21 protein-coding genes are annotated in these 25824 nt (G+C 68.6%); 14 read left to right on the forward strand and 7 right to left on the reverse strand.

From position 1 onward, the window contains the following. Positions 1 to 23 precede the first annotated feature (23 nt). The 5 genes from OID54_RS31950 to OID54_RS31970 all read right to left on the reverse strand — a co-directional run bounded on the left by OID54_RS31950 (position 24) and on the right by OID54_RS31970 (position 5063). A complete protein-coding gene (locus tag OID54_RS31950) occupies positions 24 to 1079 on the reverse strand; it encodes a FecCD family ABC transporter permease (protein WP_329025230.1) in 1056 nt (351 codons plus the stop codon). Continuing rightward, positions 1076 to 2182 carry an iron chelate uptake ABC transporter family permease subunit gene (locus tag OID54_RS31955; protein ID WP_329025231.1) on the reverse strand — a complete coding sequence of 369 codons (1107 nt, stop codon included), beginning with the start codon at positions 2180 to 2182 and terminating at the stop codon, positions 1076 to 1078. The genes OID54_RS31950 and OID54_RS31955 overlap by 4 nt, the downstream gene beginning before the upstream one ends. Further along, positions 2179 to 3066: a siderophore-interacting protein gene (locus OID54_RS31960; RefSeq protein ID WP_329025233.1), complete on the reverse strand. Its 888-nt coding sequence runs from the start codon at positions 3064 to 3066 to the stop codon at positions 2179 to 2181. The genes OID54_RS31955 and OID54_RS31960 overlap by 4 nt, the downstream gene beginning before the upstream one ends. Continuing rightward, complete coding sequence (locus OID54_RS31965) at positions 3063 to 4082, reverse strand: ABC transporter substrate-binding protein (RefSeq protein WP_329025234.1); 1020 nt, start codon at positions 4080 to 4082, stop codon at positions 3063 to 3065. The genes OID54_RS31960 and OID54_RS31965 overlap by 4 nt, the downstream gene beginning before the upstream one ends. A 120-nt stretch (positions 4083 to 4202) precedes the next feature. After that, positions 4203 to 5063, reverse strand: a complete 861-nt coding sequence (locus OID54_RS31970; RefSeq protein WP_329025236.1) for an AraC family transcriptional regulator — start codon at positions 5061 to 5063, stop codon at positions 4203 to 4205. 85 nt (positions 5064 to 5148) lie between these two features. On the opposite strand from OID54_RS31970, the gene OID54_RS31975 reads away from it, so the two are divergent. After that, a complete protein-coding gene (locus tag OID54_RS31975; protein ID WP_329025238.1) occupies positions 5149 to 6915 on the forward strand; it encodes an ABC transporter ATP-binding protein in 1767 nt (588 codons plus the stop codon). After that, complete coding sequence (locus OID54_RS31980; RefSeq protein ID WP_329025239.1) at positions 6912 to 8711, forward strand: ABC transporter ATP-binding protein; 1800 nt, start codon at positions 6912 to 6914, stop codon at positions 8709 to 8711. Before OID54_RS31975 ends, OID54_RS31980 begins: the two co-directional genes overlap by 4 nt. A gap of 75 nt (positions 8712 to 8786) precedes the next feature. Here OID54_RS31980 and OID54_RS31985 read toward each other — a convergent pair whose 3' ends face one another. Both OID54_RS31985 and OID54_RS31990 read right to left on the reverse strand, forming a co-directional pair. Next, positions 8787 to 11147: a SpoIIE family protein phosphatase gene (locus tag OID54_RS31985; RefSeq protein ID WP_329025241.1), complete on the reverse strand. Its 2361-nt coding sequence runs from the start codon at positions 11145 to 11147 to the stop codon at positions 8787 to 8789. A 236-nt stretch (positions 11148 to 11383) separates the two neighbouring features. After that, a complete protein-coding gene (locus OID54_RS31990) occupies positions 11384 to 12112 on the reverse strand; it encodes a GntR family transcriptional regulator (protein ID WP_329025242.1) in 729 nt (242 codons plus the stop codon). Positions 12113 to 12244: 132 nt separating this feature from the next. On the opposite strand from OID54_RS31990, the gene OID54_RS31995 reads away from it, so the two are divergent. The 12 genes from OID54_RS31995 (at position 12245) to OID54_RS32050 (ending at position 25815) form a co-directional block, all read left to right on the forward strand. Beyond that, on the forward strand, positions 12245 to 13084 hold the full coding sequence (locus OID54_RS31995; RefSeq protein ID WP_329025243.1) for a fumarylacetoacetate hydrolase family protein: 840 nt from the start codon (positions 12245 to 12247) through the stop codon (positions 13082 to 13084). Between the two features lie 379 nt (positions 13085 to 13463). Continuing rightward, a complete protein-coding gene (locus tag OID54_RS32000; protein WP_329025245.1) occupies positions 13464 to 15233 on the forward strand; it encodes an FAD-dependent monooxygenase in 1770 nt (589 codons plus the stop codon). An 80-nt stretch (positions 15234 to 15313) separates the two neighbouring features. Beyond that, positions 15314 to 16108 (forward strand): CoA transferase subunit A, encoded by a 795-nt coding sequence (locus tag OID54_RS32005; protein WP_329025247.1) that lies wholly within the window; start codon positions 15314 to 15316, stop codon positions 16106 to 16108. Between the two features lie 70 nt (positions 16109 to 16178). After that, entirely contained in the window at positions 16179 to 16856 is a 678-nt protein-coding gene (locus OID54_RS32010) for a CoA transferase subunit B (protein WP_329025248.1), read from the forward strand. Positions 16857 to 17182: 326 nt separating this feature from the next. Continuing rightward, positions 17183 to 17653 (forward strand): ATP-binding protein, encoded by a 471-nt coding sequence (locus OID54_RS32015; RefSeq protein WP_329025249.1) that lies wholly within the window; start codon positions 17183 to 17185, stop codon positions 17651 to 17653. A gap of 745 nt (positions 17654 to 18398) precedes the next feature. Further along, a complete protein-coding gene (locus OID54_RS32020; RefSeq protein ID WP_329025251.1) occupies positions 18399 to 19322 on the forward strand; it encodes a VOC family protein in 924 nt (307 codons plus the stop codon). Positions 19323 to 19378: 56 nt separating this feature from the next. Next, complete coding sequence (locus OID54_RS32025) at positions 19379 to 21124, forward strand: FAD-dependent monooxygenase (RefSeq protein WP_329025253.1); 1746 nt, start codon at positions 19379 to 19381, stop codon at positions 21122 to 21124. Between the two features lie 20 nt (positions 21125 to 21144). Further along, positions 21145 to 21648, forward strand: a complete 504-nt coding sequence (locus OID54_RS32030; RefSeq protein WP_329025255.1) for a DoxX family protein — start codon at positions 21145 to 21147, stop codon at positions 21646 to 21648. A gap of 63 nt (positions 21649 to 21711) precedes the next feature. Then, a complete protein-coding gene (locus tag OID54_RS32035; protein WP_329025256.1) occupies positions 21712 to 22428 on the forward strand; it encodes an SDR family NAD(P)-dependent oxidoreductase in 717 nt (238 codons plus the stop codon). A gap of 64 nt (positions 22429 to 22492) precedes the next feature. Beyond that, positions 22493 to 22924, forward strand: coding sequence for a nuclear transport factor 2 family protein (locus OID54_RS32040; RefSeq protein WP_329025258.1), 432 nt, complete (start codon positions 22493 to 22495; stop codon positions 22922 to 22924). A 297-nt stretch (positions 22925 to 23221) separates the two neighbouring features. Then, positions 23222 to 24688, forward strand: a complete 1467-nt coding sequence (locus tag OID54_RS32045) for a hypothetical protein (protein ID WP_329025260.1) — start codon at positions 23222 to 23224, stop codon at positions 24686 to 24688. 440 nt (positions 24689 to 25128) lie between these two features. Next, on the forward strand, positions 25129 to 25815 hold the full coding sequence (locus OID54_RS32050) for a lysophospholipid acyltransferase family protein (protein WP_329025262.1): 687 nt from the start codon (positions 25129 to 25131) through the stop codon (positions 25813 to 25815). Positions 25816 to 25824: the final 9 nt, after the last annotated feature.

A 25824-nucleotide genomic window follows, 5' to 3' on the forward strand; every position in this document is an offset into this window, starting at 1 on the left:
GGGTCCTTGGCTGGGTGGTCGGATCAGTTGGCCCTGCGGGCTTCGCGCACCAGCAGCCACACGAAGTACAGCCCGCCGACCGAGACGGTCACGATGCCGACCGGAAGCTGGACCGGGGCGAACAGGCGCTGGCCGATCAGATCGGCGAGGACCAGCAGGAACGCTCCCAGTACGGCCGAAGGCAACAGGGCGACCGATGCGGAGCGGGTGACGCGGCGGGCGATCTGCGGTGCCACCAGGGAGATGAAGGCGATGGGCCCCGCCGAAGCCGTCACCAACGCGGTCAGCGACACGCCCAGGACCACCACGACGAGCCGAACGGCATTGGTGCGGGTCCCCAGCGCCGCTGCCGCATCGTCCCCGAGTTCGAGTTGCCGCATGGCGGGACCGGTCGCCAGGGCCAGGGGCACGAGCACCGCGAGGATGCCCAGAACGGGCCAGAGTTGTTCGTACCCCAGGCTGTTGAGGGAGCCACCGCCCCAGACCGCGGCGAGCATGGCCTCCTCGATGTCGGCCCTCAGCACCAGCCAGGTGTTGAACGCGCCGAGCATGGCGGAGATCGCGATGCCGACGATGATCAACTGGAATGCCTGCGTTCCCCCGCGGTAGGCGAGGACGAAGACCAGGAAGGCGGTCGCGATGCCACCGAGCAGGGAACCCGCGGCCACCTGGTAGTAGCCGCCACCCGTAAGCAGCATGACGACGAGGGCGCCAGTGTAGGAACCGGAGGAGAAGCCAATGATGTCGGGGGAGCCGAGGGGGTTCCTGCTGACGGACTGGAAGATCGCCCCGGCGATGGCCAGGGCCGCGCCGAAGAGCACCGCGAGAAGCGCTCGGGGCAGCCGCCACTCAACGATGATCTTCCTGGTGCCCCCCTCGCCGCCGCCCACCAGCGTCCGGATCACCTCGCCCAGGGGGATCTCGTACGTTCCGTACGCGAGCGAGACCAGGACCGTTCCGGCCGTAAGTGCCAGGAAGACCGCGCAGGCCACGGCGGTGCGCACATCGAAGCGGAACGACCAACGGGGGCCGCGGGAGACGACGACGGGCTTGCCGAAGTCGACGGGTGTGCTGCTCACAGTCCGCTCGCCTTCTTGCGGCGTACGAGGAGGATCAGCACGGGTGCGCCGATGAATGCGGTCACGATGCCGACCTGGAGTTCCTGGGGGGTGAGGACGATTCTGCCGACGGTGTCGGAGACGATCAGCAGGATCGGCGCGCAGACGATGGTGTAGGGGATGATCCAGCGCTGGTCCGGGCCGACGAACCAACGGGCCACATGGGGGACCATGAGGCCGATGAAGCCGATGGGTCCGGCCGCTGCGGTGGCGGCGCCGGCCAGCAGGGTGACGGCGATGATCACGGTCACCCGGGTGCGGCCGATGCCCCCGCCCAGCGACCTGGCGAGGTCGTCGCCGAGCGCGATCGCGTTCAGGGAGCGCGCCGAGGCCAGGGCGAGCAGCAGACCTGCGAGGACGAAGGGGAAGATGGTCCAGAAGATGTTCCAGCCCCGGGCGGCGAGCGATCCCGCGGCCCACCCCCGCATGGCGTCCAGGACCTCGGGGTTCAACAGGGTGATGGCTGCCGCCACCCCCGCGAGCACCGCGCTGAGTGCCACGCCGACGAGGGTCAGTTGCACCGGTGTCGCTCCGGCACGTCCGGCCGATCCGAGGACGTAGACCAGGGTGGTGGTGACGACCGCCCCGGCGAAGGACATGCCGAGGTGCTCCCCGATCGAGGAGAGCCCGAGGAAGGCGATCCCGATGGTGACGGCGAACCCGGCGCCCGCGTTGACGCCGAGGATGCCGGGGTCGGCGAGCGGGTTGCGGGTGAGTGCCTGGATGAGCGCCCCGGAGACTCCGAGGGCTGCTCCGACGATCAGCCCGAGGAAGGCCCGCGGCACCCGGAGGTCGCGCACGATGAAGGCGTCCTCCGAGCCGTCATGGGCGGTGAGCGCGTTCCAGACATCGGTGAAGGGGATGGACTTGGCGCCGAAGGCCAGGCTCAGCACCAGGCACGCGGCCAGGACGGCGAGGCAGGCGAGGAGCCCGAGGGCGCGCCCCACGTTGGTGCTCACCAGTCCCGGTCGGCGCTCTCCGCGCACTCCGCCGCCCTGGTCGGACGGCCCGGTCGGCGGGGACTGGTGCCGCCCGGCCGGGACGGCGGCCACTGTCGTGCTCATAGCCCCAGACGCTCCAACTGCACTTCGTAGAGGTCGCGTCCGAGTTCTTCGTCGCTGGTCTGCTCCCAGACCTTCTCCAGCCGGGTCACGGTGTCGCCGTCGAGGGCTTCGTACCGCTTCAGCCACTCCTCGTGCTTGAACGTCCAGTAGCCGATCACCTTGTACCACTCGGCCGGCAATTGGAGTTCATGGCGCAGATACCGCCGTGCGGTCCGCAGTTCCTTCGACTCGCCGGCCACCCAGACATAGGTGCCGGGGGCGACGGCGAGCTGGCGAAGTGCCTCGGTGATGGCGCTGGGGCCGACCCCGTTGCCGCGGCCGGGGATCCAGCGCACATCGAGCCGGCGGGCGGGGCTGGTGAGATCGATGGTGTGCGAGGCGTCGGCGATCTCGACGACGGCGGTCGCCTCGGTCGAGGGGTCGAGCTGTTCGAGGAGGCGGCCCAGCGCGGGCAGACCGGTGGCGTCGGTGACGAAGACCTGTCGGGCCGCATCGGCGGGAGGTTCGTACAGGCGCCGGGGTGTGCCGAAGACGATCCGGTCGCCTGGCCGGGCCCGGTTCGCCCAGCCGGCCGCGCGACCGTGTCCGTGCAGGACGAAGTCGATGTCCACCTCGCCGGCCGCCGGATCGAACCGCCGGATCGTGTACGGCGCGACATGGGGGTAGCGGTCGTCGGGGTAGTGCCAGTTGCCGTCTTCGCCGATCTCCGGCAGGAGGGGTTCGGCGCCCTCCTCGGGGAAGTGGATTCGGACGTACTCGTCGCCGACGCTGGTCGAGGGGTAGGACCCCAGCGCCTCGCTGCGGAGGGTGACCCGGGTCATGCCCGGGGACAGCAGTCGCAGGGCGGCCACTTCCGCGAGGACGTACGCGGGTGCCCCGGTCACGATCCGACCTTGGCGTCGATCTTCGCGAGGACTCCGTCGAGCTGGTTCAGGCTCTCGGTGCCCCAGTCGAAGGAGGAGACCACCGCGGCCGGGGTGTTCTCAAAGACGAAACCATTCTTCACGGCCGGGAGGTTCTTCCACACGGTGTTCTTGGAGAGGGAGGTGACGAAGTCCTGGAGGCCGTACGAGTGGATCAGGATGTCCGCGTTGGACAGCTTGCCGATCTGTTCGAGCGACAGCCACTCGCTCACCGTGCCGGGTTCGCCCTTGTGCTCGCCCGCGGTGAAGGGGCGGAACTTGGCGCCGACGGCGTCCCAGGCGGGGACGTAGAAGTGGCCGGTGGGATAGGTGCCCCAGGTGGACATGTCCTGTCCGTGCGCGAACACGGCGATGGTGTTGTTGGCCAGGACGTCCGCGTACTTGGCCTTCAGTTCGTCGGCGCGCTTCCTGAACGTCGCCTGCTGCTGCTTACCCTCCTCCGCCTTGCCCACGGCCGCGGCGATCATCAGCGTCCGGTCCTCCCAGGCGCCGACGCCCGATGCGTCGAGTTGGACCACGGGGGCGATGCCCTGGAGCCGCTCCAGCTCGCCCTTCTGGAGGAACCGCGTCTCAGCGAAGATCATGTCGGGGTCCTGCTTGGCCACGGCCTCGATGTTGAGCTCGTAGTAGGTCCCGATGGTCGCGGTCTTCTTGAGCGCCTCGTGGTAGCGCTTGGGGCGCAGGTTCGGGTCGGGGTCATCGAACCCCTCGACGACCCCGATCGGCTTGATCCCGAGGTCGACGAGAGTCGCGGGCGAGTAGAAGTCGACGGAGACGATGCGCTGCGGCTTCGCCGGGACCTCGACCTTGCCGGCGATGTCGGTGACCGTACGGGTCTCGGCGCCCGAGGTTTTCGCGGATTCCGTTCCGCCCGTCGAGCAGGCGCTCATGATCAGCACGGCGGCGGCGCTCGCGGCTGCCGTCGCGAGGAACCTCCGTCGCGACGGGCGGGATCCACGGGTGGTGCGGGGTGTCATCGGACTCCTTCAGGGACCCCGTACGACGGTCCGATGACCGGCGAATACGGGCTTAGGGCAGGCTTGCCTAAGTAAGGTAACTCAGTTCCCATGAGGGTATGGCGACACTTTGTTCTGGTTTCACGACACCCGGGCTCGGGGGAGCTCGGCTAACGGTGCCACGTCTTCCCCGCCGCTCATCGACCGGAAGTATGCGGCGGGTGTGTGGCCTGTGACCTGGCGGAACAGATCGATGAAGGTGCTCGGATTGGCATAGCCGAGACGGCGGGAGACGGCCACCACCGGCTTGCCCGCCGCGATGTCGATGAGGGCCGACCGCACCCGGACCAGGATGCGCCACTGGGTGAGGCTGACACCGGTGTCCCGCTGGAACCAGCGCATCAGGGTGCGCCCGCTCAGTCCGAGCTCCCTCGCCCACTCCTCCGTGGTCCGGTCGTCGGCCGGGTCGGCGATGATCCGGTCCGCGACCGCACGCAACTCCGGGGTCTTCGGCAGGGGGATGTCGAGTGAGGCGGCCTGGACCGGCTTGATCAGGTCCACGCCGACCTGCTGGAGCCGCAGCCTGACCTCGTCGGGCATCGGCTCCCGCTGGTTGTGGAGCAGTACCTCGCGCAGGAGACGGCTCAGCGGGATCCCCGTGACGGTGCGCCAGCTCATATGGGTCAGCTCGGGGTTGAGGAAGGTGGCGTACGTGACCGTGTCAGCGCTCGCCTTCACCCGGTGCGGCATCCCGGCCGGCAGCCAGATCCCCAACGCCGGCGGTACGAGCCACACATGCCCGGCCGCCTCGACCGTCACATTGCCCGTGCTGGACCACAGGAGTTCGGGCTCGGGGTGTGACATCCGCTCCCACTCCATCGGCTCGGGGGCGGTGAAGGTGCTCGTGGTGAGCAGCCAGGGGTCTTCGACCTGGCGTTCCCCGCTCGGGATGTAGGCGGTCCACTCGTCCGGTTCCAAGGTGGGTGCTCCCCACAGGCGCACGGCGGACGTCCTTTGTCGCTTTACCGTCATAACGTGTCACGATACCTGGTTGTGTTGTGATCGTCTGCGTTCCTAGCGTGAGGCGGTGACCGCTCCCGACACCCCTCCCGCTTCCTCGACACCGGGAATCGCCCCGGCCGCGCACCCCACCGACCCGTCCCGGCCCGTACGGCAATCCCAAGACCCGCCCGGCGCCGGCGCACTGATCCGGCACGGGTCGTTCAGCGCCGGAAGAGGTTGGCGCCTCGGGGTGGCGAGCGCCGGATTCGCGGGACACCAGATCGCGGAGGCAATGGTTCCGGTGCTCATCGGGGTGGTCATCGACCAGGCCATCCGCGAAGGCGACCCGGGCGCACTGCTGAACTGGCTGACCGCATTGGCAGCCCTGTTCCTCGTCCTGATCCTCTGCTGGCGAACCGGAAGCCAGCTCGCCACCCGGGTGTACTCCTTCGGGGAACACGAGTTGCGTCTCATGGCGGCCGGCCGGGTGCTGCACCCGAGAGGCATGGCGACGAAACGCGCCCCGGGGGAGGTGCTGACGGTCGCGACCTCCGACGCATCCAATGTGTCCGGACTCGCCTGGGTACTCGCAGAACAGGGCGGAGCACTCGCCGGGCTGGTCACGGCGACGATCGCACTGCTCCTGATCTCCTGGCAACTTGCCGCAGTCGTCCTGGTGGTCTCCGCCGTCCAACTGTTGCTGCTCCACCTGCTGAGCGGGCCGCTGGAGCAACGCGTCTACGCCGAACAGAGCGGCGCCGCACGGGCCGGGGCGCTCGCGACCGACTTCACCGGCGGACTGCGCGTACTCAAGGGGTTCGGTGCCGAACGGACCGCCGCCGACCGCTACCGGGACGCCAGCCAGGAGTCCGTCCGAGCGGCACTGCGCCGAGTCCGCTCCCTGGCGGACCTGTCCGCCCTGAACTCCGCACTGTCCGGGATCTTTCTCACGGGCATCGCGCTGGCCGCGGGCTCCATGGCGCTGAACGGCACCATCACCGTCGGCAACCTCGTCACCGCCGTGGGGCTCGCCCAGGTCGTCGCCGGCCCGATGGAGACACTCGGATTCCTGGGCGCCGCCATCGCCTCCAAACGCGGCTCCGCCCGCAGACTCGCCGAACTCCTTGCGATCCCCCACCGGGTCCCCGACCCGCACCCACCGACCATGACCCGCCCTGCCGCCCATGCCTGCGACCACAACGCTCCCCGCGGGGCACTCCTCACCCTGCGCCACGACGACCATGTCATCACGGCACGGCGGGGCGAAGTCATCGGCATCCACGCCCGCGGCGAGACCGCCGTGGCAGTGGCCGACCTGATCTCCTGCCGTAGGGCACCGGAACCCGGCCAGTACACACTGGACGGGCGGGACGCCGCACTACTCCCGCCCGACGAGGTTCGTCGTACCGTCTTCGCCCCACCGCACGACGCCGTTGTGTTCACGGGCAGCATCGCCGACAACCTCGCCACCGAGAGGGTGGACCCGGCCCTGCTCACCGCAGCCGGACTGGACGACGTCCTCACCCAACTGCCGGACGGGACCGCATCCGCGGTGGGTGAACAGGGCCGATTCCTCTCCGGAGGACAACGACAGCGACTGCTGCTCGCACGAGCCCTGCACCAACCCCAGCCCGTACTCGTCCTGCACGAGCCGACCACCTCCGTCGACAGTGTCACGGAAGACCGCATCGGCCGCGCCCTGCGCGGATTCGGCGACCGGGCGATCATCCTCATCACCACCAGCCCCGCCCTCCTCGACGCCTGCGACCGGACCCACGAGCTCCCCGATCCGGCGCCGCCGAATCCCGAACCGGAGCCCGGTACGCTCCCGGACGCGGTGGCCGCACGATGACCACCACACCCATGGATCACCACGACCCCACGGAACTCCGTACGACAGGGTCGGTGCTGCTCCCCGTAGCCTCCGCCCGGGAGACCACCGGCAGCACCCTTCGACTCCTCGCACCCCATCGCGCCCGGCTCGCCGGAACCGTCGTGGTACTGCTCGCCACCGCCGCGTTCGCCCTGGTGGCACCCGCTCTCCTCGGAGTGATGGTCAACACCGTGGTGGCGAAGCGGCCCTGGACGGAACTGCTGCTCCCGGCCGGTGGTGTGTTTGCGACGACACTGCTGAGCGCCGGCCTCGGCCGATGGGGCCGACTCCTCCTCGCCCGTACCGCACAACACACCCTCGCCGCACTGCGCGAGGACGTCTTCGCCACCGCGGTCGCCCAGCCCGCCGCCGTACTGGAGAAGGCAGGGACGGGCGACCTCGTCTCCCGCGTCGCAGGTGATGCGGAAGCCGTCAACACTGTCATCGGCCGGGTGCTGCCCGCCTTCGTCTCCGCGCTGTTCACCATCGCCCTGACCTTGATCGGTATCGGTGTCATCGACTGGCGCTTCGCCGTCGCCGTCCTTGCCGCAGCACCCCTCCAACTCTTCGCGCTACGGCGCTTCCTGGCCGGATCGGGTCCGGTCTACCGGGCCCTGCGCCGGGCCGAGGCGGCACGTGGGCAGGAGATCATCGAGACCCTCAACGGTGCCGAGACCGTGAGCGCACTCCGCGGCCAGAGCCGGCACCTCGCCAGGATCGCCGACTCGTCCGAGCGTGCCATCGGTCATGAACTGCACGCCGTGAGGCTGCGCGCCAACTTCTATGGGCTGCTGAACATCGCCGAGTTGATTGGACTCGCCGCCGTGCTGGCGGTCGGCTTCCGGCTGGTCACCGACTCCACGGTGAGCCTGGGCGCGGCCACCGCCGCGGCCCTCTACTTCCACCAACTGTTCGGCCCGGTCGGTGTGCTGCTGTCCAACGTCGACGAACTCCAGGACGCAGGAGCGGGGCTGGCGCGTCTCATCGGTGTCGCCGCACTGCCGCAGCCAGCCACGGCGAAACCCACGGTTGACCCCGGACCGCAGGGGCCGGGCCGGGTCGTCCTCGACCAGGTCTCCTACGCATACGGTCCGGGTCGGCCGACGCTCGACCGGGTCTCGTTGACCGTCGAGCCCGGTGAGACGGTGGCGATCGTCGGCGCGAGCGGTGCCGGCAAGACGACCCTCGCCAAACTCATCGCCGGTGTGCTGGTCCCCGACAGTGGCGAGATCACCATCGACGGCGAACGGGCCGGGCCATCGGCCACGGACGGTGGCACCCGGATCGTTCTGGTCAGCCAGGAGGTCCATGTGTTCGACGGGACCGTCATGGAGGATCTGCGCCTCTTTGCCCCCGGTGTCACACGCGATCAGATCCGACAGACGGCCGAACGGCTCGATGCCTCCTGGATCGACGAACTCCCCGATGGTCTCGACACCTCGGTCGGTGCGGGCGGTCATGAGTTGACCGCCGCCCAGTCACAACACCTGGCGCTGCTTCGGCTCGCCCTGGTCGCTCCCTCCGTCGCCGTCCTCGATGAAGCAACCGCCGAGGCGGGGAGCACGGACGCCGGTCTGCTCGACCGGGCCGCTTCTGCCGCGTTGGCCGGACGCACCGGCCTGGTGATAGCGCATCGCCTCAGCCAGGCCGCGCACGCCGACCGGATCGTCGTCATGGAACGCGGCCGGGCCGTCGAGTGTGGCACCCACGCGGAACTGGTACGGGCCGGGGGCCAGTACGCACGGCTCTGGGAGGCATGGGCAAAGGGCCGCTGACGAGAATCCCCCGTCGGACCGGACACCTCCCGTCGGACCGGACACCACTTCGCGCCGTGCACCACCGGCGTTCCCTCAGCCGGTCAGGGCGGAGATGTCAGCCCAGATCGTCTTCCCGGTGGGCGTGTAGCGGGTGCCCCAACGCTGGGTGAGTTGGGCGACGAGCAGCAGACCGCGCCCGCCCTCGTCGAAGACGCGCGCCCGCCGCAGCCGCGGGGAGGTGTAACTGGCGTCGGACACCTCACAGATCACGGCCCGCTCATGGATGAGACGCAGTTGAATGGGCGGCAGCCCGTAGCGGATGGCGTTGGTGACCAACTCGCTCACCACCAACTCTGCGGTGAACCTGATGTCGTCGTCCAGTTCCCAATCCGCCAGCCTACGGACGGCGTCCGTACGGGCCTGCGCAACCGCAGCCGGATCGGATGGCACCTCCCAAGTGGCGACCTGGCCTTCGTCGAGGCGCCGGGTGCGCGCGATCAGAAGAACGCTGTCGTCGTCGGGGCGATCGGGGAGCAGGGCCGCGAACGCGTCGTCGCAGAGGTCGTCAAGTGAGGGCGTGGAGTCCTCGGGGCAGTCGAGCACGCGGAGCAGTGTGGCGCGGCCCGCGTCCACGTCATGGCTGCGGGCCTCGATCAGACCGTCGGTGTAGAGGGCGAGAAGGCTGCCCTCCGGAAGGTCGAACTCGGCGGTCTCGAAGGGCAGGGCGCCCAGGCCGAGTGGAGGGCCGATGGGTGCGTCGAGTGTGTGGGCGGTGCCGTCGGGGCGGACGACGGCCGGTAGGGGGTGGCCCGCGCTGGCGATCGAACAACGGCCGACGACGGGGTCGTAGACCGCGTAGAGGCAGGTGGCCCCGATGTCGCCGGTGGTCTCCGCTTCCGCAGCGAAGTCCTCGGCGCCCAGTCGGATGACCACGTCGTCGAGATGGGTGAGCAGTTCGTCGGGCGGCAGGTCGATGTCAGCGAGCGTACGGACGGCTCCGCGCAGCCGTCCCATGGTCGCCGCGGCCTGGATGCCGTGGCCGACGACATCGCCGACGACCAGGCCGACCCTGGCACCGGAGAGCGGAATGATGTCAAACCAGTCGCCGCCGACGCCCGCCTGGCCACCGGCCGGCAGATAGCGGGAGGCGATCTCCAGGGCGGCCTGCTCGGGCAGTGCCTGCGGGAGCAGGCTGCGCTGCAAGGTCACGGCGGTCTGGCGCTCGCGCTCGTAGCGGCGGGCGTTGTCGATGCACACGGCCGCTCGGGCCGTGATCTCCTCGGCGAGGAGCATGTCGTCGGACTGGAACGGGGTCGGGCTCTCCTTGCGCGCGAACAACGCCACTCCCAGGGTCACCCCGCGGGCGCGCATCGGGACGACCATGATGGAGTGCGCGCCGTAGAGACGGATCCGGGTCGCCCGCTCGGGGTCGTGGACCGCCCAGTGGGTGAGAGCGGACTCGGTGATCTCGTACATGGCCGGGCGCCCCCTGGCTAGGGCTTCGGCCACCGGTGACGCCATGGGGTAGTCGGTCGGATCACCCGGGTGCAGCGTGCCGTCTGGGAGTTCACTGCTCACCGAGCCCATGGCCGTCCGGCGCATCCGCACGGGGCCGGTCGGTGGACCCGAGGGCGGTTCGCCGCCCTGGTGGATAAAGCTGAGCAGATCGACGGCCGCGTAGTCCGTGAACCGGGGCATGGCCACGTCGACGAGTTCCTGGGCGGTGCGGGTGATGTCCAGGGTGCTGCCGATACGGCTGCCTGCCTCGTTGACCAACTGGAGTCGGCGCCTGGCCCAGTAGTGTTCGGTCCGGTCGGATGCGGTGAGACTCGCACCGCACACCACGCCTTCGGGATTCGTCAGGGGCGCGATGGAGACCGCCCAGGCACGCTCCCGGGTCTCGCCCGGCACCCGGGCGTACGTGTCCACCTGCCGTTGTTCGCCGGTTTCGATCACTTCGCGCATGGCCTGGTCGACGAGCGGGCTCTGCGGGCTCACCACGATCTCCGACGGGAGCAGTCCGCGGAGCCGGTCCTCGGGAAGGGCCGCGCCGCGTTCCAGAGCGGTGTTGACCCGCATCACCCGTGAGTCGGTGTCGAAGAGACCGATGTGGTGGGGCGACTGGTTGAACCCCCACTCCGCGAGTGTTCGGTCCTCCTCGGCGAGGGGATCCGGGGCGGGGCTCGCCGACAGGAGCCATTCGACGCCGCGGTCGCCGTCCAGTCGCCTGGCCAGGAGCCAGATGCTGCGCGGGTGCCCGTCCCGGTGCCGTACGGGGGCCGTGCCCATCCATCGGGTCCGGGTTCGGAGAGCCAGGTCCGCTTCGTGGGACACGTGCTTGCCGAACATCTCGGCCGCGGATCGTCCCACGGCTTCGGATGCGTGGTAGCCGAGCAGCAGATGGGCGCGCTCGTCCCACTCCGTCACCGTGCCACCGCTATCCGTGGTGACCATGGGGCTGTAGTGCGTCGGAGGGGTGAATCCACTCACTGAATCATCAGAAAAGTCAGGCATATCACACCATTTCTCCCCTCCCTCTTAGGTGTTCCCTTGAAGGGGGGAGGCCGAACGCGCGGTGCAGTGGTTTGGGCTTGTGTTTGGTACTCACCGGGCGGTCGCGAGTGTGGGGCGCGGAGGGTGGGTCGCGGCTCGACCGATCCAACGCAACGCACACCCGGTCGATGCGGTGATCAGTCGCCCCTCGTCCCAGCCGCTTGAGCGTCGGCGTGGGAAAGCTGCCTTTCCAGGCGGTCCGCGGCGACCAGGAGCAGTTCGGTGGTGTGTCGGACATGGGCGCACAACGCCTGGGCCGAAGCCTCGGGGTCCCGGGCCAGCGCGGCATCCAACAGGGTGCGGTGTTCCCCCGCCAGATCCCGGCTGGGTTCATCGCCGAGGGGCTGTGACCAGCGACGGTACAGCTCGGCCTCGTCCCGTAGGCCCAGCGCCATCTGGAGCAGGCGCCGATTGGCGCAGCCGTTGAGCAGGGCCTTGTGGAAGTCGGCGTGGGCATCGGACCAGCAGTCGTCGATGCGGTCCTCGTCGCCCTGGGCGGTGTAGGGGGTGCGTTCCAGCGTGTGGTGGGCCGCGACGAGGCTGGATTCCCAGGCGAGGTCGCCTTCGACCACGGAGCGGCGCAGGACCAGCGTCTCCAACTCGATGCGCGCATCGGTCAACTCGCCGAGGGTCTCCCTGGAGAGGGGGGTGACCACGAAGCCCTGATGGGGCTCGGACTGGACGAGGCCCTGTTCCGCGAGTCGTACGAGGGCTTCCCTGAGCACACTGACACTGACGTCATAGCGCGCACTGAGCAGCGGGAACTTCAGTCGATAACCGGGCAGGAGCCGGCCGCTCAGAATGTCGGCGCGCAGTCGTGCCCGCACGTCGTCACTCAGCGTCTGCTTGCCACCCTTGATCGCCATGCGCGTAGTGTAACGATGGATCGAATCGAGTGCAAACTTTCGAAAGTCTATTGACTCATCGAATCTAGCCGCTTAGAACGGTGGAGTACTTCTCGGTGACGACATCGAGGCGGACCACTCCAGGAGCGTGCGATGCGTGTGGCGAATGTGGCAGGACGGGCGGCGCTGCTGACGGACGGGGGGTGGACGGACGTGGAGCGGGCCAGCGGTGGCAGGTTCCCGGCCGACCCCCAGCAGCTCTTCGAGCGGTGGGATGAGTTCCGTGACTGGGCGGAATCGGCGCCGCCGGGCGGTGATGTGGAGCTGAACCCGGCCGCACTGCGGTCTCCGGCACCCAGCCCGCGCCAAGTGATGGCGATCGGCCTGAACTACCGCGACCACGCCGGCGAGTCGGGGTTCGCCGTCCCCGAGCATCCTCCGGTGTTCACCAAGTTCGTGTCGTCGATCAGCGGTCCGTACGGCGATGTCGTCATGCCCGAGGGCAGTGTGGACTGGGAGGTGGAACTCGTCGCCGTCATCGGCCGCAAAGCCTGGCAGGTCGACGAGGAACACGCCTGGGAACACATCGCAGGTCTCACCATCGGCCAGGACCTCTCCGAGCGGGACAAGCAACTATCCGGCCCCGTACCGCAGTTCAGTCTGGGCAAGTCACACCCCGGCTTCGCCCCGATGGGCCCCTTCCTGGTGACCCCGGACGAGTTCGACGATCCCGACAACCTCGAACTGGGCTGTGCGATCGACGGTGAGGAGATGCAGAAGGGGCGTACCGCGGATCTGATCTTCTCCGTGCCCGTGCTGATCGCCCGGCTCTCCGCCGTGCTGCCCCTGCTCCCCGGAGATGTGATCTTCACGGGCACACCGGCCGGAGTGGGACTCGGCCGCCGCCCCCCGCGGTATCTGGCCGAAGGCGAAGAGCTCGTCAGCTACATCGAGGGCATCGGTGAGATGCGGCACCGGATGATCCGCAACTGAACCAACTCGCGCCCCGGCTGCGCCCCGCTTCCTTCGTGAGCGCGCCCGGAGCACCCCCCGCCCCACCACCGACACCCCGTAGAGGGGCCCGGTCCACAACGGCGACCCGGCCGCACCCGTGTCGCCGCGCCACCGCCCTGCTCGGTCGAACAGCGCGGTGGTGTCCACGAGGTCGGGGTCGGCCGACCTCGACCAGCGTCCGGCGGACCGATGCCAACGAACGTCGGCCACCGGGCGCACGGGGTGGGAGGAGGGCGGCTCGCTTTCGCCGTCCCTCCTCCCACTCCACCCCACACCCCCTCCTCGTTCTCATGGCGATCCGTGCACATCAGCACTGCGACACCCTCGTACCAGCTCAGCTCAGTAGGGAGAGGCTTCGATGCGTACTCTTGACACTTCTGTCCTCGTTGTCGGGGCGGGGCCGGCCGGTCTGACTGCCACTGCTCTGCTCGCGCGCTCGGGCGTCCAGACGATCACGGTGACCAAGTACGCGGGGACGGCGAACTCGCCGCGTGCCCACATCACCAACCAACGCTCGGGCGAGGTCTTCAGGGATCTCGGGATCGAGGACCGAGTGGCCGCGCTCGCCACCCCCCACCATCTGATGGGGAACAATGTGTGGGCCACCAGCTTCACCGGCCAGGAGATCGCCCGGCTGATGACCTGGGGCGCCGGCATCGACCGCCGCGCCGACTACGAAGCCTCCAGCCCCTCATCGATGTGCAACGCACCCCAACACATCCTGGAGCCCGTCCTCCTCGAAGCCGGCCATAAGACCGGGGCGGACATTCGCTTCAACACCGAACTCGTGGCAATCCACCAGGACGACGACGGTGTCCTGGCCACCGTCCGGGAACGCACCACCGGCTCCGAGTACGCCATCCGCGCCCAATACGTCATCGGCGCCGACGGGGGCCGCAGCACCGTCGCCACCGAACTCGGCTTCTCCTTCGAAGGCGAAAGCGGACTCGGCGCAGCGGTGAATGTGTGGTTGGAGGCTGATCTCACCGCTCACACTGCGCACCGTCCTGGGGCGTTGTATTGGATGTGTCAGCCGGGTAATGACTATTGGGTCGGCAGTGGGACGTTCATTTGTGTGAAGCCGTGGACCGAATGGGTTTTGCTCTTTATGTATGACCCTGCCGGGGGTGAGCCGGACATTAGCGAGGAGGCGGTGCTTGCTCGTGCCCGTACGACGATCGGTGATCCGTCGGTCGATGTTCGGATTAAGGCGGTCAGCCGGTGGGAGATCAATCGGGTGGTGGCCCGTGAGTACCGTAAGGGGCGTGCGTTCCTGGTCGGTGATGCGGCCCATCGCCATCCGCCGGCCAACGGTCTCGGCTCCAACACCTCCATCCAGGACTCCTACAACCTCGCCTGGAAGCTCGCCGCGGTGATCCATGGCCAAGCGGGAGCCGAACTCCTCGACAGCTACGACCAGGAGCGCCGCCCGGTGGGACGCCAGGTCGTGGACCGTGCGATGCGTAGCGTGGCCGATATGCTGCCCGTCTCTCAGGCGTTGGGTTTCCGGCCGGGGCAGAGTGCTGAGGAGGGTTGGGCCAGCCTGGCCGAACTCTTCGGCGACAGTGACACCGGGCGCCGGCGGCGCACCGAGCTGGATGAGGCGGTGGAGCTCCAGAACTACCAGTTCAACTGCCACGGTGTGGAGATGGGGCAGCGCTACGACTCCGGCGCGGTGATCGACGACGGCAGTCCCTACCCGCCCTTCACTCGTGATCCCGAGCTCTACTACCACCCCACCACCCACCCCGGGGCCTACCTCCCGCACGCCTGGCTCCAACACGGCACCGAGCGCGTCTCCACCCTCGACCTCGCCGGAGGGGGAACATTCTCCCTGATCACCGGAATCGGCGGTGAGCCCTGGCTCGACGCAGCGCAGAAACTGGCCATCGAGTACGGCATCGAACTACCCGCCCACCGCATCGGCGTCCGATGCGACTACGACGACGTCCTCGGCGACTGGGCCCGCCTCCGCGAAACCACCGAACGCGGCTGCCTCCTCATCCGACCCGACCGACACATCGCCTGGCGCAGCCACGACCTCACCACCAACCCCGAACAACAACTACGCACCGCCCTCGACCAGATCCTCGCCCACCCCGCTGCGGTGCGCCGCCCTGCGCTCTGAGCCGCGTACCCCGTCCGAACCGGGTGCAGTGCACCTCCGGGCGGGACGACCCCTGACAACACCCCTCCCGAAGAGGTCACATGGACAAGACAGTGCCCTCCGCCGCACGAGCGGTGGGCGACATCGGCGACGGAGCCTCCATCGCGGCCGGCGGCTTCGGCCTCTGCGGAATCCCCAGTGTGCTGATCGGTGCGCTACTCGACTCCGGCGCACGCGGACTCTCCGTGGTGTCGAACAACTGCGGTGTGGACGACTGGGGGCTCGGTCTGCTCCTCGCTGCCGGTCGCATATCCCGAGTCACCGCTTCGTACGTGGGCGAGAACAAAGAGTTCGCGCGGCAATACCTGTCAGGTGAATTGGAGTTGGAGCTCACACCCCAGGGCACCCTCGCCGAGCGGCTGCGCGCCGGTGGTGTGGGCGTGCCGGCCTTCTACACACCCGCGGGGGTCGGCACCCAGGTCGCGGAGGGCGGACTGCCCTGGCGATACGGGCCGGACGGACAGGTGGCCGTCGCCTCACCTCCCGGAGAGCTGAGGACCTTCGACGACCGGGCCTATGTGTTGGAACGGGCGATCACCACCGACTTCGCACTGGTGCGGGCCGCGAGGGCGGACCGGCACGGCAATCTGGTGTTCCACGCTTCGGCGCGCAACTTCAATCCGCTCGTGGCGATGGCGGGGAGGACCACGATCGTGGAGGCCGAGGAACTCGTCGAACCGGGCGAGTTGGACCCGGACGAGATCCACCTCCCCGGTGTGTTCGTCCAGCGGATCATCGTGGCTGCGGCCGGCGATCCGCGGGCCGCCAAGCGTGTGGAGAGGCGAACCGTGAGCGCGCCCCGCGATCCGGCAACAGCAACGGCAACAGCACTGTGACTACGTACCAACCCCGCTCCTTCGGGCATCCGGGGTTCCATCCGTCGTCGTGCACACAAGGAGCGAGCGCGTGTCTCTGAACAGGGAACAGATGGCCGCCCGGGCGGCACGGGAACTCTCGGACGGCCAGTACGTCAATCTTGGAATCGGCCTGCCGACCCTTCTCCCCAACCATCTTCCCGACGGTGTCGAGGTGATGCTGCACAGCGAGAACGGCATTCTCGGCGTGGGTTCCTACCCGTCCCCCGAGGGCGTGGACCCGGATCTGATCAACGCGGGTAAGGAGACGGTCACCACGGTGCCGGGAGCTGCGTTCTTCGATTCGGCCCTGAGCTTCGGGATGATCCGGGGCGGGCATCTGGACGTCGCGGTGCTGGGCGGGATGCAGGTGTCCGCCCGGGGCGACCTGGCCAACTGGGTCGTGCCCGGGAAGATGGTCAAGGGCATGGGCGGGGCCATGGACCTGGTGCACGGCGCTCGACGCGTGATCGTGCTGATGGAACACGTCACCAGGGACGGCGCCCACCGGATCGTCGACTCCTGCACCCTGCCGCTCACCGGCCGGGGTGTCGTCCAGCGCATCATCACGGACCTGGCGGTCCTCGACGTCGAACCGGAGGGTCTGGTGCTTCGGGAGCTGGCTCCTGGGGTCACCCCGGAGTACGTGCGCGACCGTACGCAGCCTCCGCTGCTGATGCCCGCGCCACCTGCCACCATGGTGGTTCCTCCGGCTCGCGTCCCGGCCTGACGGGCCGCGAGCCGGGGCGCGTCGGCCGTAGCCGGGTGGTCCGCTGATGCCTCAGGGCATGCCCAGCACATCCAGAGCATCTTCGCAAATCGGATGGGAATAGGGCGAAAGGTCACCATGTTACATTCATGCGCATACAAAAAGATTCGAGGTAGAGCTGTTCGAAGCGGCACCTGAACAGCGACCCACGGGGGCCTCGCCACGACTGGACGAATCGACGCTCCTGCACGGCGAAAGGCCCCCTTCGGCCTTCGGATCCCGGCAACCGCCAGTGCCGCACGGCGGCTGCCCTCTCTCGCCGGTCAACCCTCTGTGAGAGGACGACGATGTTCTCCTCCGGCGCCGCCAAGACCCTGACCTCCCCCATCCCCTGTCCCCGCCCCACCAGTCGGCACGCCCTGCTGGCCCTCCCCTCCCAGGGCGAGTGGGTGCGTACGGCCCGTCACTTCACGTCCGATCTGCTCCGCGCCTGGCGGATCGACGAAGAGGGCCGGGACTCCGCGGTGCTCATCGTGGACGAGTTGACCGTCAATGCCGTCCAGCACGGCCACGCCGACACAACGCTGGTGATGGCTTTGGAGGACGGTGTGCTGCTGATCGCCGTCGTCGACTCCGGCGCGTGCGTTACGCACCATCCGGCGGAGGAGCAGGACGGGTTTGACCCCGATGAGCACGGGCGGGGCACATGCATCGTGGGTGCCCTGGCGCATCGGGTGCACATCGAGTTCAAGGAGCACGGCTGTCAGGTCAGTGTCGCGCTGCCGGTGGCCGCCACCGCCCGAGACGGGCAAGGGTAGGTCGGCCTGTGGTCCCGCAACGGGCGCCCGTGTTCCCGCGGCGATCCATGGGCGATGGTGTTGGGCACGCTCCGGTCGCCGTCGGGTCCATCGGTCCGGAGGTGCGGCTCCGAGCCAGGGCAGGGACAGGAGCCGCACCTCCGAGTTCTCGGCCGCCTGTGCACCCTGCCCCGGTCGCCGATCGGTCGTCCAGGGGGAGGTCTGCACGGAGGTCGGCGAGGTGCGTCGGGCCGTTCCTCGTGCGATCCGTTGTAGTCCTGTCCGGTTCGGAACGTCAAGATACTTTCGAAAGTTTCATTCAGATTCGTGAATTGCCGATTCTGTCGCCTTTCGGGCTAGCGTCTGGGGGCCTGGCCCCGTGTGGCCGCCCTGGTCGGGGCTGGTTGTGGGCTGATGCGCGCCCGCCGGTGCTGGCGGAAAGCCGCATATCGGCCAGCTCTAGAGCCTCGCGGGCCGTGCAGGCGAAAGTTATAGCAACTTTCGAAAGCTTATTGACTCGCCGAATGTGGTGCCGTACACATATGACATCCGGAACGGCCGTCGAAGCGGGCGGTCACCCGGTGACGAGGTCGCGAACACCGTCCGTGAGCGTCGTCCGGCCGTCTTGCGCGGCAAGGAACGCCCTCGGTCCACCAGTGCTCCACGACCCCGCCCCACCACACACGGGACATCCGCGAACTGCGCGCAGAGGGCCGCAGCACGGAGCTTCTGAGATCAATTCAGCATCCGTAAGGAGTGTGGAACGATGCCGCTCCACCGCCTCAACTCTCTTGTCATCGGCGTTCCCAACGTCGGCGAGACGGCCGCCTACTACTCCGACTTCGGCCTCGCCCAGGACGACACGGGGTGGTTCACCACCCGTGATGCCGGACAGCAGCTCAAGATCGAGCACGCGCCCACACGTCGTCTGCTCGAACTGAGCATGGGTGTCGATGACCCCGACGACCTGGACCGGATCGCCAGCCGGCTAGCGAAGCTCGACATCCCCTCCTGGCGCGAGGGCGCCGCGTTGGTGACCCACGAGCCCGTCGCCGGGTTCCGGGCCGTGATCCGTGTCGCCGACCGACTCACCCAGGCCGAGCAGCCGCCGACGCCCTACAACGGGCCCGGCCGGAGGGAGCGCGGTCCCGGCCGTGCCCCCGGCATCCTGCGCGAGCACCCCGTCCGCCCCCGCAAGCTGGGACACGTCGTCATCGGCTCGACCGACCACACGGTGACCCGGCGCTTCTTCACCGACGGACTGGGGTTCAAGACCAGCGATGCCATCAAGGACCACGGGACCTTTATGCGCTGCTCGACCGACCATCACAACGTCCTCGTGCTCGCTGCCCCGGTGAACTTCCTGCACCACACCTCATGGCAGGTCGAAGACATAGACGAGGTGGGCAGGGGTGCGTTCTCCATGCTGGAGGAGCATCCCGAGCGACATGTGTGGGGGCTCGGCCGCCACCACGCGGGGTCGAACTTCTTCTGGTACCTGAAGGACCCGGCCGGGAACTTCTCCGAGTACTACTCCGACATGGACACCATCCTCGACGACCAACTGTGGACGCCCGAGACGTTGGAGGGCGCCAAGGGCCTCTTCAGCTGGGGTCCGCCGCCCCCGGCGTCCTTCCTCCACCCGGAAGACCTAGCGGCGTTGATGACCGGATCGCACCAGGCGTCATGACCACCACGCCATCCACCACCTCCGGGGAACCGTCCGCAAGAGAGGCCGCCACGCCCATGCGCACTGTTGAGACCGATGTCCTCATCGTGGGCGCAGGCCCCGCCGGACTCACCGCTTCCGCACTCCTCGCACGCTCCGGCGTCGATGCCGTCACCGTCACCAAGTACCCCGCCACGGCTCACACCCCGCGTGCACACATCACCAACCAGCGGGCGATGGAGATCTATCGCGACCTGGGCATCGAGGACCGGGTGCGCGCGGTGGCCACCCCGGGTGAGCTGATGGGCGACAACGTGTGGGCCACCAGCTTCGCCGGGCAGGAACTCGCCCGGATGAAGGCGTGGGGAACCCGGGTCGACCGCAAGGCCGACTACGAGGCCGCCAGCCCGTGCACCATGAGCAACGTCGGACAGCACCTGTTGGAACCGCTCATCCTCGAATCCGCACGGGAGAACGGGGCGGACATCCGCTTCGGACACGAACTGCTGGACATCACCCAGGACGAGGACGCGGTGTACGGCACCGTCCTGGACCGGGCCGCGGGCGAGACCTACCGCGTCAAGGCCGGGTACGCCCTCGGCACCGACGGCGGGCGGAGCACCGTGGCCGAGCGCCTCGGGTTCTCCCTGGAGGGCGAGACCGGACTGGGCCATGCGGTCAACGTCTGGTTGGAAGCCGATCTCACGCGATATCGCGAGCACCGGCCCGGGACGTTGTTCTTCACCGTTCAGCCGGGGAAGGACTTCTGGCTGGGCGCGGGCACGTACATCTGTCTGAAGCCCTGGACCGAATGGGTGCTGATCGTCGTCTACGACCCCGCGGTGGAGCAACTCGACCTCAGCGAGGAGGCCATGCTCGCCCGGGTGCACGCCACGATCGGCGATCCCTCGGTCGAGGTGCGCATCAAGGACATCAGCCAGTGGCAGATGAACCACGTGCTCGCCCGCGAGTACCGCAAGGGACGTGTCTTCCTCGCCGGCGACGCGGCCCACCGCCATCCTCCGGCGAACGGTCTCGGTACCAACACCTCCGTCCAGGACTCTTACAACCTCGCCTGGAAGATCGCCCTGGCAGTGCGGGGCAAGGCCGGCGACGGACTTCTCGACAGCTATCACACCGAGCGGCATCCGGTCGGCCGACAGGTCGTCGACCGGGCGTTGAAGAGCGTCGGACTGGCTGCCGGGATCCCCTCCGCGCTCGGTGTCCGCGCAGGCCAGAGCGATGAGGAAGGGAAGGCGGCCCTCGCCGAGTTCTTCAGCGACAGCGAGCAGGGCCGAGAGCACAGACGCAAGCTGGAAGCGATCCTGCGGGAGAACGACTACCACTTCAACGCCCACGGCGTGGAGCTCGGCCAGCGGTATGCGTCGAGCGCGGTGGTCCCTGACGGGACGACCGAGCCCGCGTACCTGCGTGACCCGGAACTCTTCCACCAGCCCACGACCCACCCGGGCGCCAGCTTGCCGCACGCCTGGCTGGAGCACGCGGGCGAGCGCATCTCCACCCTCGATCTCGCAGGACACGGTGACTTCGCCCTGCTCACGGGCATCGGCGGCGAGCCGTGGCTCGCCGCGGCGGAACAGGTGTCGAGCGAACTGGGCGTCGAGATAGTGCCCCGTCCCGTGGGCTACCGCCTGGCGTACGACGACGTCTACGGCGACTGGAGCCGGCTGCGGGAGGTCGACGACCGCGGCTGTCTGCTCGTCCGTCCGGACCGTCACATCGCCTGGCGTTCCCAGGACATGACCGACGATCCCGCCCAGACCCTGCGGCACGTCATGCGGCAACTACTCGGCCTCGGCTGAGCACCCCAAGGAGAACCAACATGGAAATCGGCCTGCTCCTCCTGCGAGTGCTCCTCGGAGCGCTCCTCTTCGGCCATGCCGCACAGAAGATGTTCGGATGGTTCCGGGGACACGGCCCCGAGGGCACCGGCGCGGTCTTCGAGACCTGGGGGTTCCGCCCAGGCAAGCCCCTGGTCCTGCTGGCCGCCGGCTGCGAGTTGACCGCGGCGGCACTGATCGTCCTCGGGCTGCTGACACCCCTGGGCGCTGCCATCGCACTCGGCACGATGCTGGTCGCAGGCTCGGTCAATGTGTCGAAGGGACTCTGGGCCCAGAACGGCGGATACGAACTCCCGTTGGTGTACGCCGGGCTTGCACTCGGGCTCGGATTCACCGGCCCGGGGGAGTGGTCGCTCGATCACGCACTGGGGTGGGAGGAGCTGTCCGGCGCGGGTTGGGGCGCCGCGGCTCTGGCACTCGGCCTGCTCACCGGGTTGCTCGCCGTCGCCAGGGCGGCTCGTGAGCGCCGCCGCCATGTCGGGTAACCGTACGGTTCGCCGTCCCCCGCACACCACAACTTCTCTCGCTGAACGTGAAAGGCACCACTCATGATCGGATCAGGCAGTCACGTCGTCGTCATCGGCGGCACCAAAGGGCTGGGGTACGAGGTCGCCAAGGCGTGCGTCGCACGCGGTGCGCGCGTCACCATCACCGGACGCGACAAGGTATCGGTACAGGCCCGTGCCGAGGAACTCGGCCCCCTCGCCGCCGGCGCCGTCTGCGAACTCACGGACTGGAGCTCCATCAAGCAGTTGTTCGCCGAGATGGACCGTGTGGACCACCTCGTGCTCACCGCTTTGGACCGGGACTTCAACACCATCGCCGACTTCCGCCCGGACGACTGCGCTCGTACGACCCTGATGAAGACGGTCGGCTATGCAACGGCGGTGCACGAGGCCCTGCCGAAGTTCACCGACGATGCATCCGTGGTGATGTTCAGCGGGCTCTCGATGTGGCGTCCGGTACCGGGGTCGACCACCATCTCGATGGCCAACGCCGGCATCATCGGCCTGGTCAACTCCCTTGCGGTGGAGGTCCCCCCGGTGCGGGTGAACGCCATCACACCGGGCATCGTCACCGGAACAGCGGCCGTGGACGACGCGGACGAGGTGCGGACCGAGTGGTTCGAAGCGATGCGCCAGCGCACCCCGGCCAAGCGCCTCCCCAGCGCGGAGGACATCGTCGAGTCGACCCTGTTCCTCCTCGAATGCCGCGGCATCAACGGCGCCAACCTCGTTGTGGACGCGGGAATGCACCTCGCCTGATCACGGGCACCACCGGGCGGACGTGCCGCCGACACCGATGCCTTCTCCCGAAAGGAACACCGTCTTGAGCGACAGCACCTCATACCCGTCTCCCCGGGCCGTAGCGGACGCCTACTTCAAACGCATGGACGCCGGACAGGACTTCCTCGACCTGTTCGCCGACGATGCGTACGTGTGCTTTCCCAAGCACACACCCGCCAGGGGCCTCCAGGAGGTCCGGGGCCTCTTCGGTGACATCTTCGTGCTCTTCCGCTCGGTGGTGCACGAGATCGCGTACTTCAACTACATCGCCCAGGGGGACTTCCTGATAGTGGAAGGGACCACGCACGGCGTCCTGGCCGACGGTACGCAGTGGCGCGCCACCGAAGGGCTCGGCGGGCGATTCTGCAATGTGTTCGAGATTCGGGACGGAAAGATCCAGCGCCTGCACATCTACTTGGACCCCGACTACGGCGATGCCGACATCGCGCGCTACCCCTGGCTCACGGCTGTCTGACGAGCAGTCGTACGGCATGGTCCTGCTCTCGATTCCCGGTCCGGGGAGGTGAACGGGGCGTGCGTTCAGGGAGCGTGCCTCGGTCGGTGGAGCGGCCGACCGGGGGACCGCGGTGGGTGGGCAGCGCCGGGCGCTGCCCACCGGGAGAGCCCTCGGCTGCCGTACAACCTTTGGCGTGGCTCATCCGTCCAGATGGACAAGTAGCCTTCTACCCAAGGTAGTTGGCTGCCCGTGGACGCCAGCCGTACGGAGTCCGCGCGAGTCGATGCGTCTCTCCCCTCCGCTCAAGGAGTCCCCGTGCGCAGACCACTGATCGCCGTCCCCGTGCTCACGGCACTGGCACTCACCCTCATTCCCACGGCATCCGCGACGACCCCCTACCGGGGAGCGAACACCAAGTCCGTCCAGGACGACTTCAACGGCGACGGCTACCGCGATCTGGCCATCGGCGCGTCCCGAGCGGCCAATGGCACCGTGACAGGAGCGGGCGCGGTCGTGGTCCTCTACGGGTCCGCCACGTCCGTGGGCCCCGCCCGACGTTCGGTGATCACGCAGGCGAGCGCCGGAGTGCCGGGCACGGCGGAGCGTGGGGACGGTTTCGGCTCCGCAGTCGCCAGCGCCGACCTCGACCGCGACGGCTATGCCGATCTGCTGGTGGGCACCCCACAGGAAGCAGTGAGCACCCGTACGGCATCCGGTTCGCTCACCGTTGTGTGGGGCGGCCCGGGTGGACTGAAGGGCGGAGCGGACATCACCCCGCCCACCGGGTTCGGCACCGGTGACACCTACTGCGCCTTCGGAGTGAACCTGGCCACGGGCGACACCAACGGCGACGGCGCTCCCGAAGTGAGCGTTGCATCCCTCTGTGAAGGTTCCTCGTACACCGGTCCGTTCACCCGCGCGGGAAAACCCCGCTCCAGTACGCGACTGGCAGTACCCGGAGGGGTCCGCGGGGTGGTGATGGGCGATGTGAACCGCGACGGCAAGGCCGAACGGTTCTGGCTGCCCGGTTCGGTGGCCGGTGATCTGCGAGGGCCGGTGTATCTGGACGGTGTCGGCCCGTCCGCCGGTGTCCTCACCAGACTGCCGCACGCGGACGGTCACACCGGGCAGATCGGCGATGTGAACGGTGACGGCTTCGGAGATCTGGTCACCGGGATACCCGACGACGGCTATCTCGAAGGCCAGAGTGGTGCGGCCCATCGCGGGGGAGAGGTCCAGGTCCTCCACGGCAGCGCCCGGGGCATCGTCACTACCCAACGCCCCAAGGTGTTCCACCAGGACACCGCCGGTGTCCCCGGTACGGCGGAGCACACCGACTTCTTCGGCGAGGCCCTGAGCGTGGCGGACATCAACGGTGACCGGTACGCCGATGTCGTCGTGGGCTCGTCCGGTGAGGCGGTGGGCGCACTCCCATCCGCCGGCTCGGTCGCGATACTGCGGGGCTCGGCCCGAGGGCTGACCACGGTGAAGGCCGTCGGCTACACACAGAACACGGCGGGACTGCCGGGAGCGTCCGAGCGGTACGACTTCTTCGGCTCGACGGTCCATCTCGCCGACCTGAACAGGGACGGTCGGGCGGAAACCGTCGTGGGCATCCCCGGTGAGAACGCCGACGGGTGTGTGTGGATCGCCCGCGGGACGACGTCGGGGCCCGCCGTCGGCGGTTCCGTCAATCTCTGCGGACGGCAGGTCGGCCTGACGGTGCACTCCGTGGACGCCCAGTTCGGCATCGCCATGCCCAGCGGGCACATCACCAGTTGACCGTGCTCCTCGGAGCCGCCCGCCCAGTCGTGCGCGTCGCGCCCGGGCGGCGCCCGGGGACGCGAGCCACCGGACACTCAACGGGGGCACGGGCGGCACCGTCGATGCCGTGGTGCAGCATCCCGGCAGTGATTTCCACCGTTCTCCATTGAAGTGTCCTAAGGAATGCTAACTTTGGCGAAATCCGGCGCCACCGCGTTGTGACTCGTCCGGCGTGAGAGGGCCCCTGTCCGTACACGCCACGACCCACCGGGGAGCCGTGCGCCTTCTGTAGTCGCATCCCACCGACGTGAAATTCAACCCCCGTCGACCGTCGCCCCCAACGACCCATCCCTGTCCGGGGAAGTGGGACGAGCGGGTTGAGTACTTGTACTCACGTCCGAGGCGGTGGCTCGGGCGACGATAGGGACCACATCGTTCAAGACCCCGAGGACCCGCATATGCTCAGCCGTCTCGCCGGCACCCTGGTGCCCGTCTTCGGTCGTCTGTCGGTCACCGTCGACGCCGACACCGACTTCGCGCCGGGCAGCATCATCGCCGCCAATCACACCTCGCTGGCCGACCCCGTGGTCGTGGTCGCCGCCCTGCGCCGGTTGGGGATAGAGCCGGTCGTCATGGCCGCGGCGGGCCTTTGGCGCATACCGCTCCTCGGCCGGGCGCTCACCCGCGAGGGACACATACCTGTGTATCGGCGGGACCGTCGAGCCGCCGATGCCTTGGACGGTGCCGCCGACGCCCTGGCCCGGGGCCGCATCGTCCTGATCTACGGTGAAGGCGGTCTGCCGCGCCGCAGGGACGTCGCGGAAGCCGCCCCGGAGCCCTTCCGCAGTGGACTGGCCCGGCTTGTGCAGCGCACCGGAGCCCCGATCATCCCCCTCGGGCAAGCGGGTGCCCGACGGATCACCTCGGGAAGCCGGCTGAAGCAGATCGCCGGAGCGATCACCGCACCCCTGCGCCGACCTGCGCTCCATGTTCACATCGGGGCGTCCGTCCTCAAGTCGGACGAGCACCCTTTCCCCACCGCGCGTGCCCACGAAGCGGTCACCTCCGCCTGGCGAACGGCAGCCGCACATCTCGACGAACCGGCCGCACGGACGAAATCGAGCCTTGACCTCAATCAAACTTGAGGTTCTATC

The sequence above is a fragment of the Streptomyces sp. NBC_00690 genome (assembly GCF_036226685.1).
GTDB lineage: Bacteria > Actinomycetota > Actinomycetes > Streptomycetales > Streptomycetaceae > Streptomyces.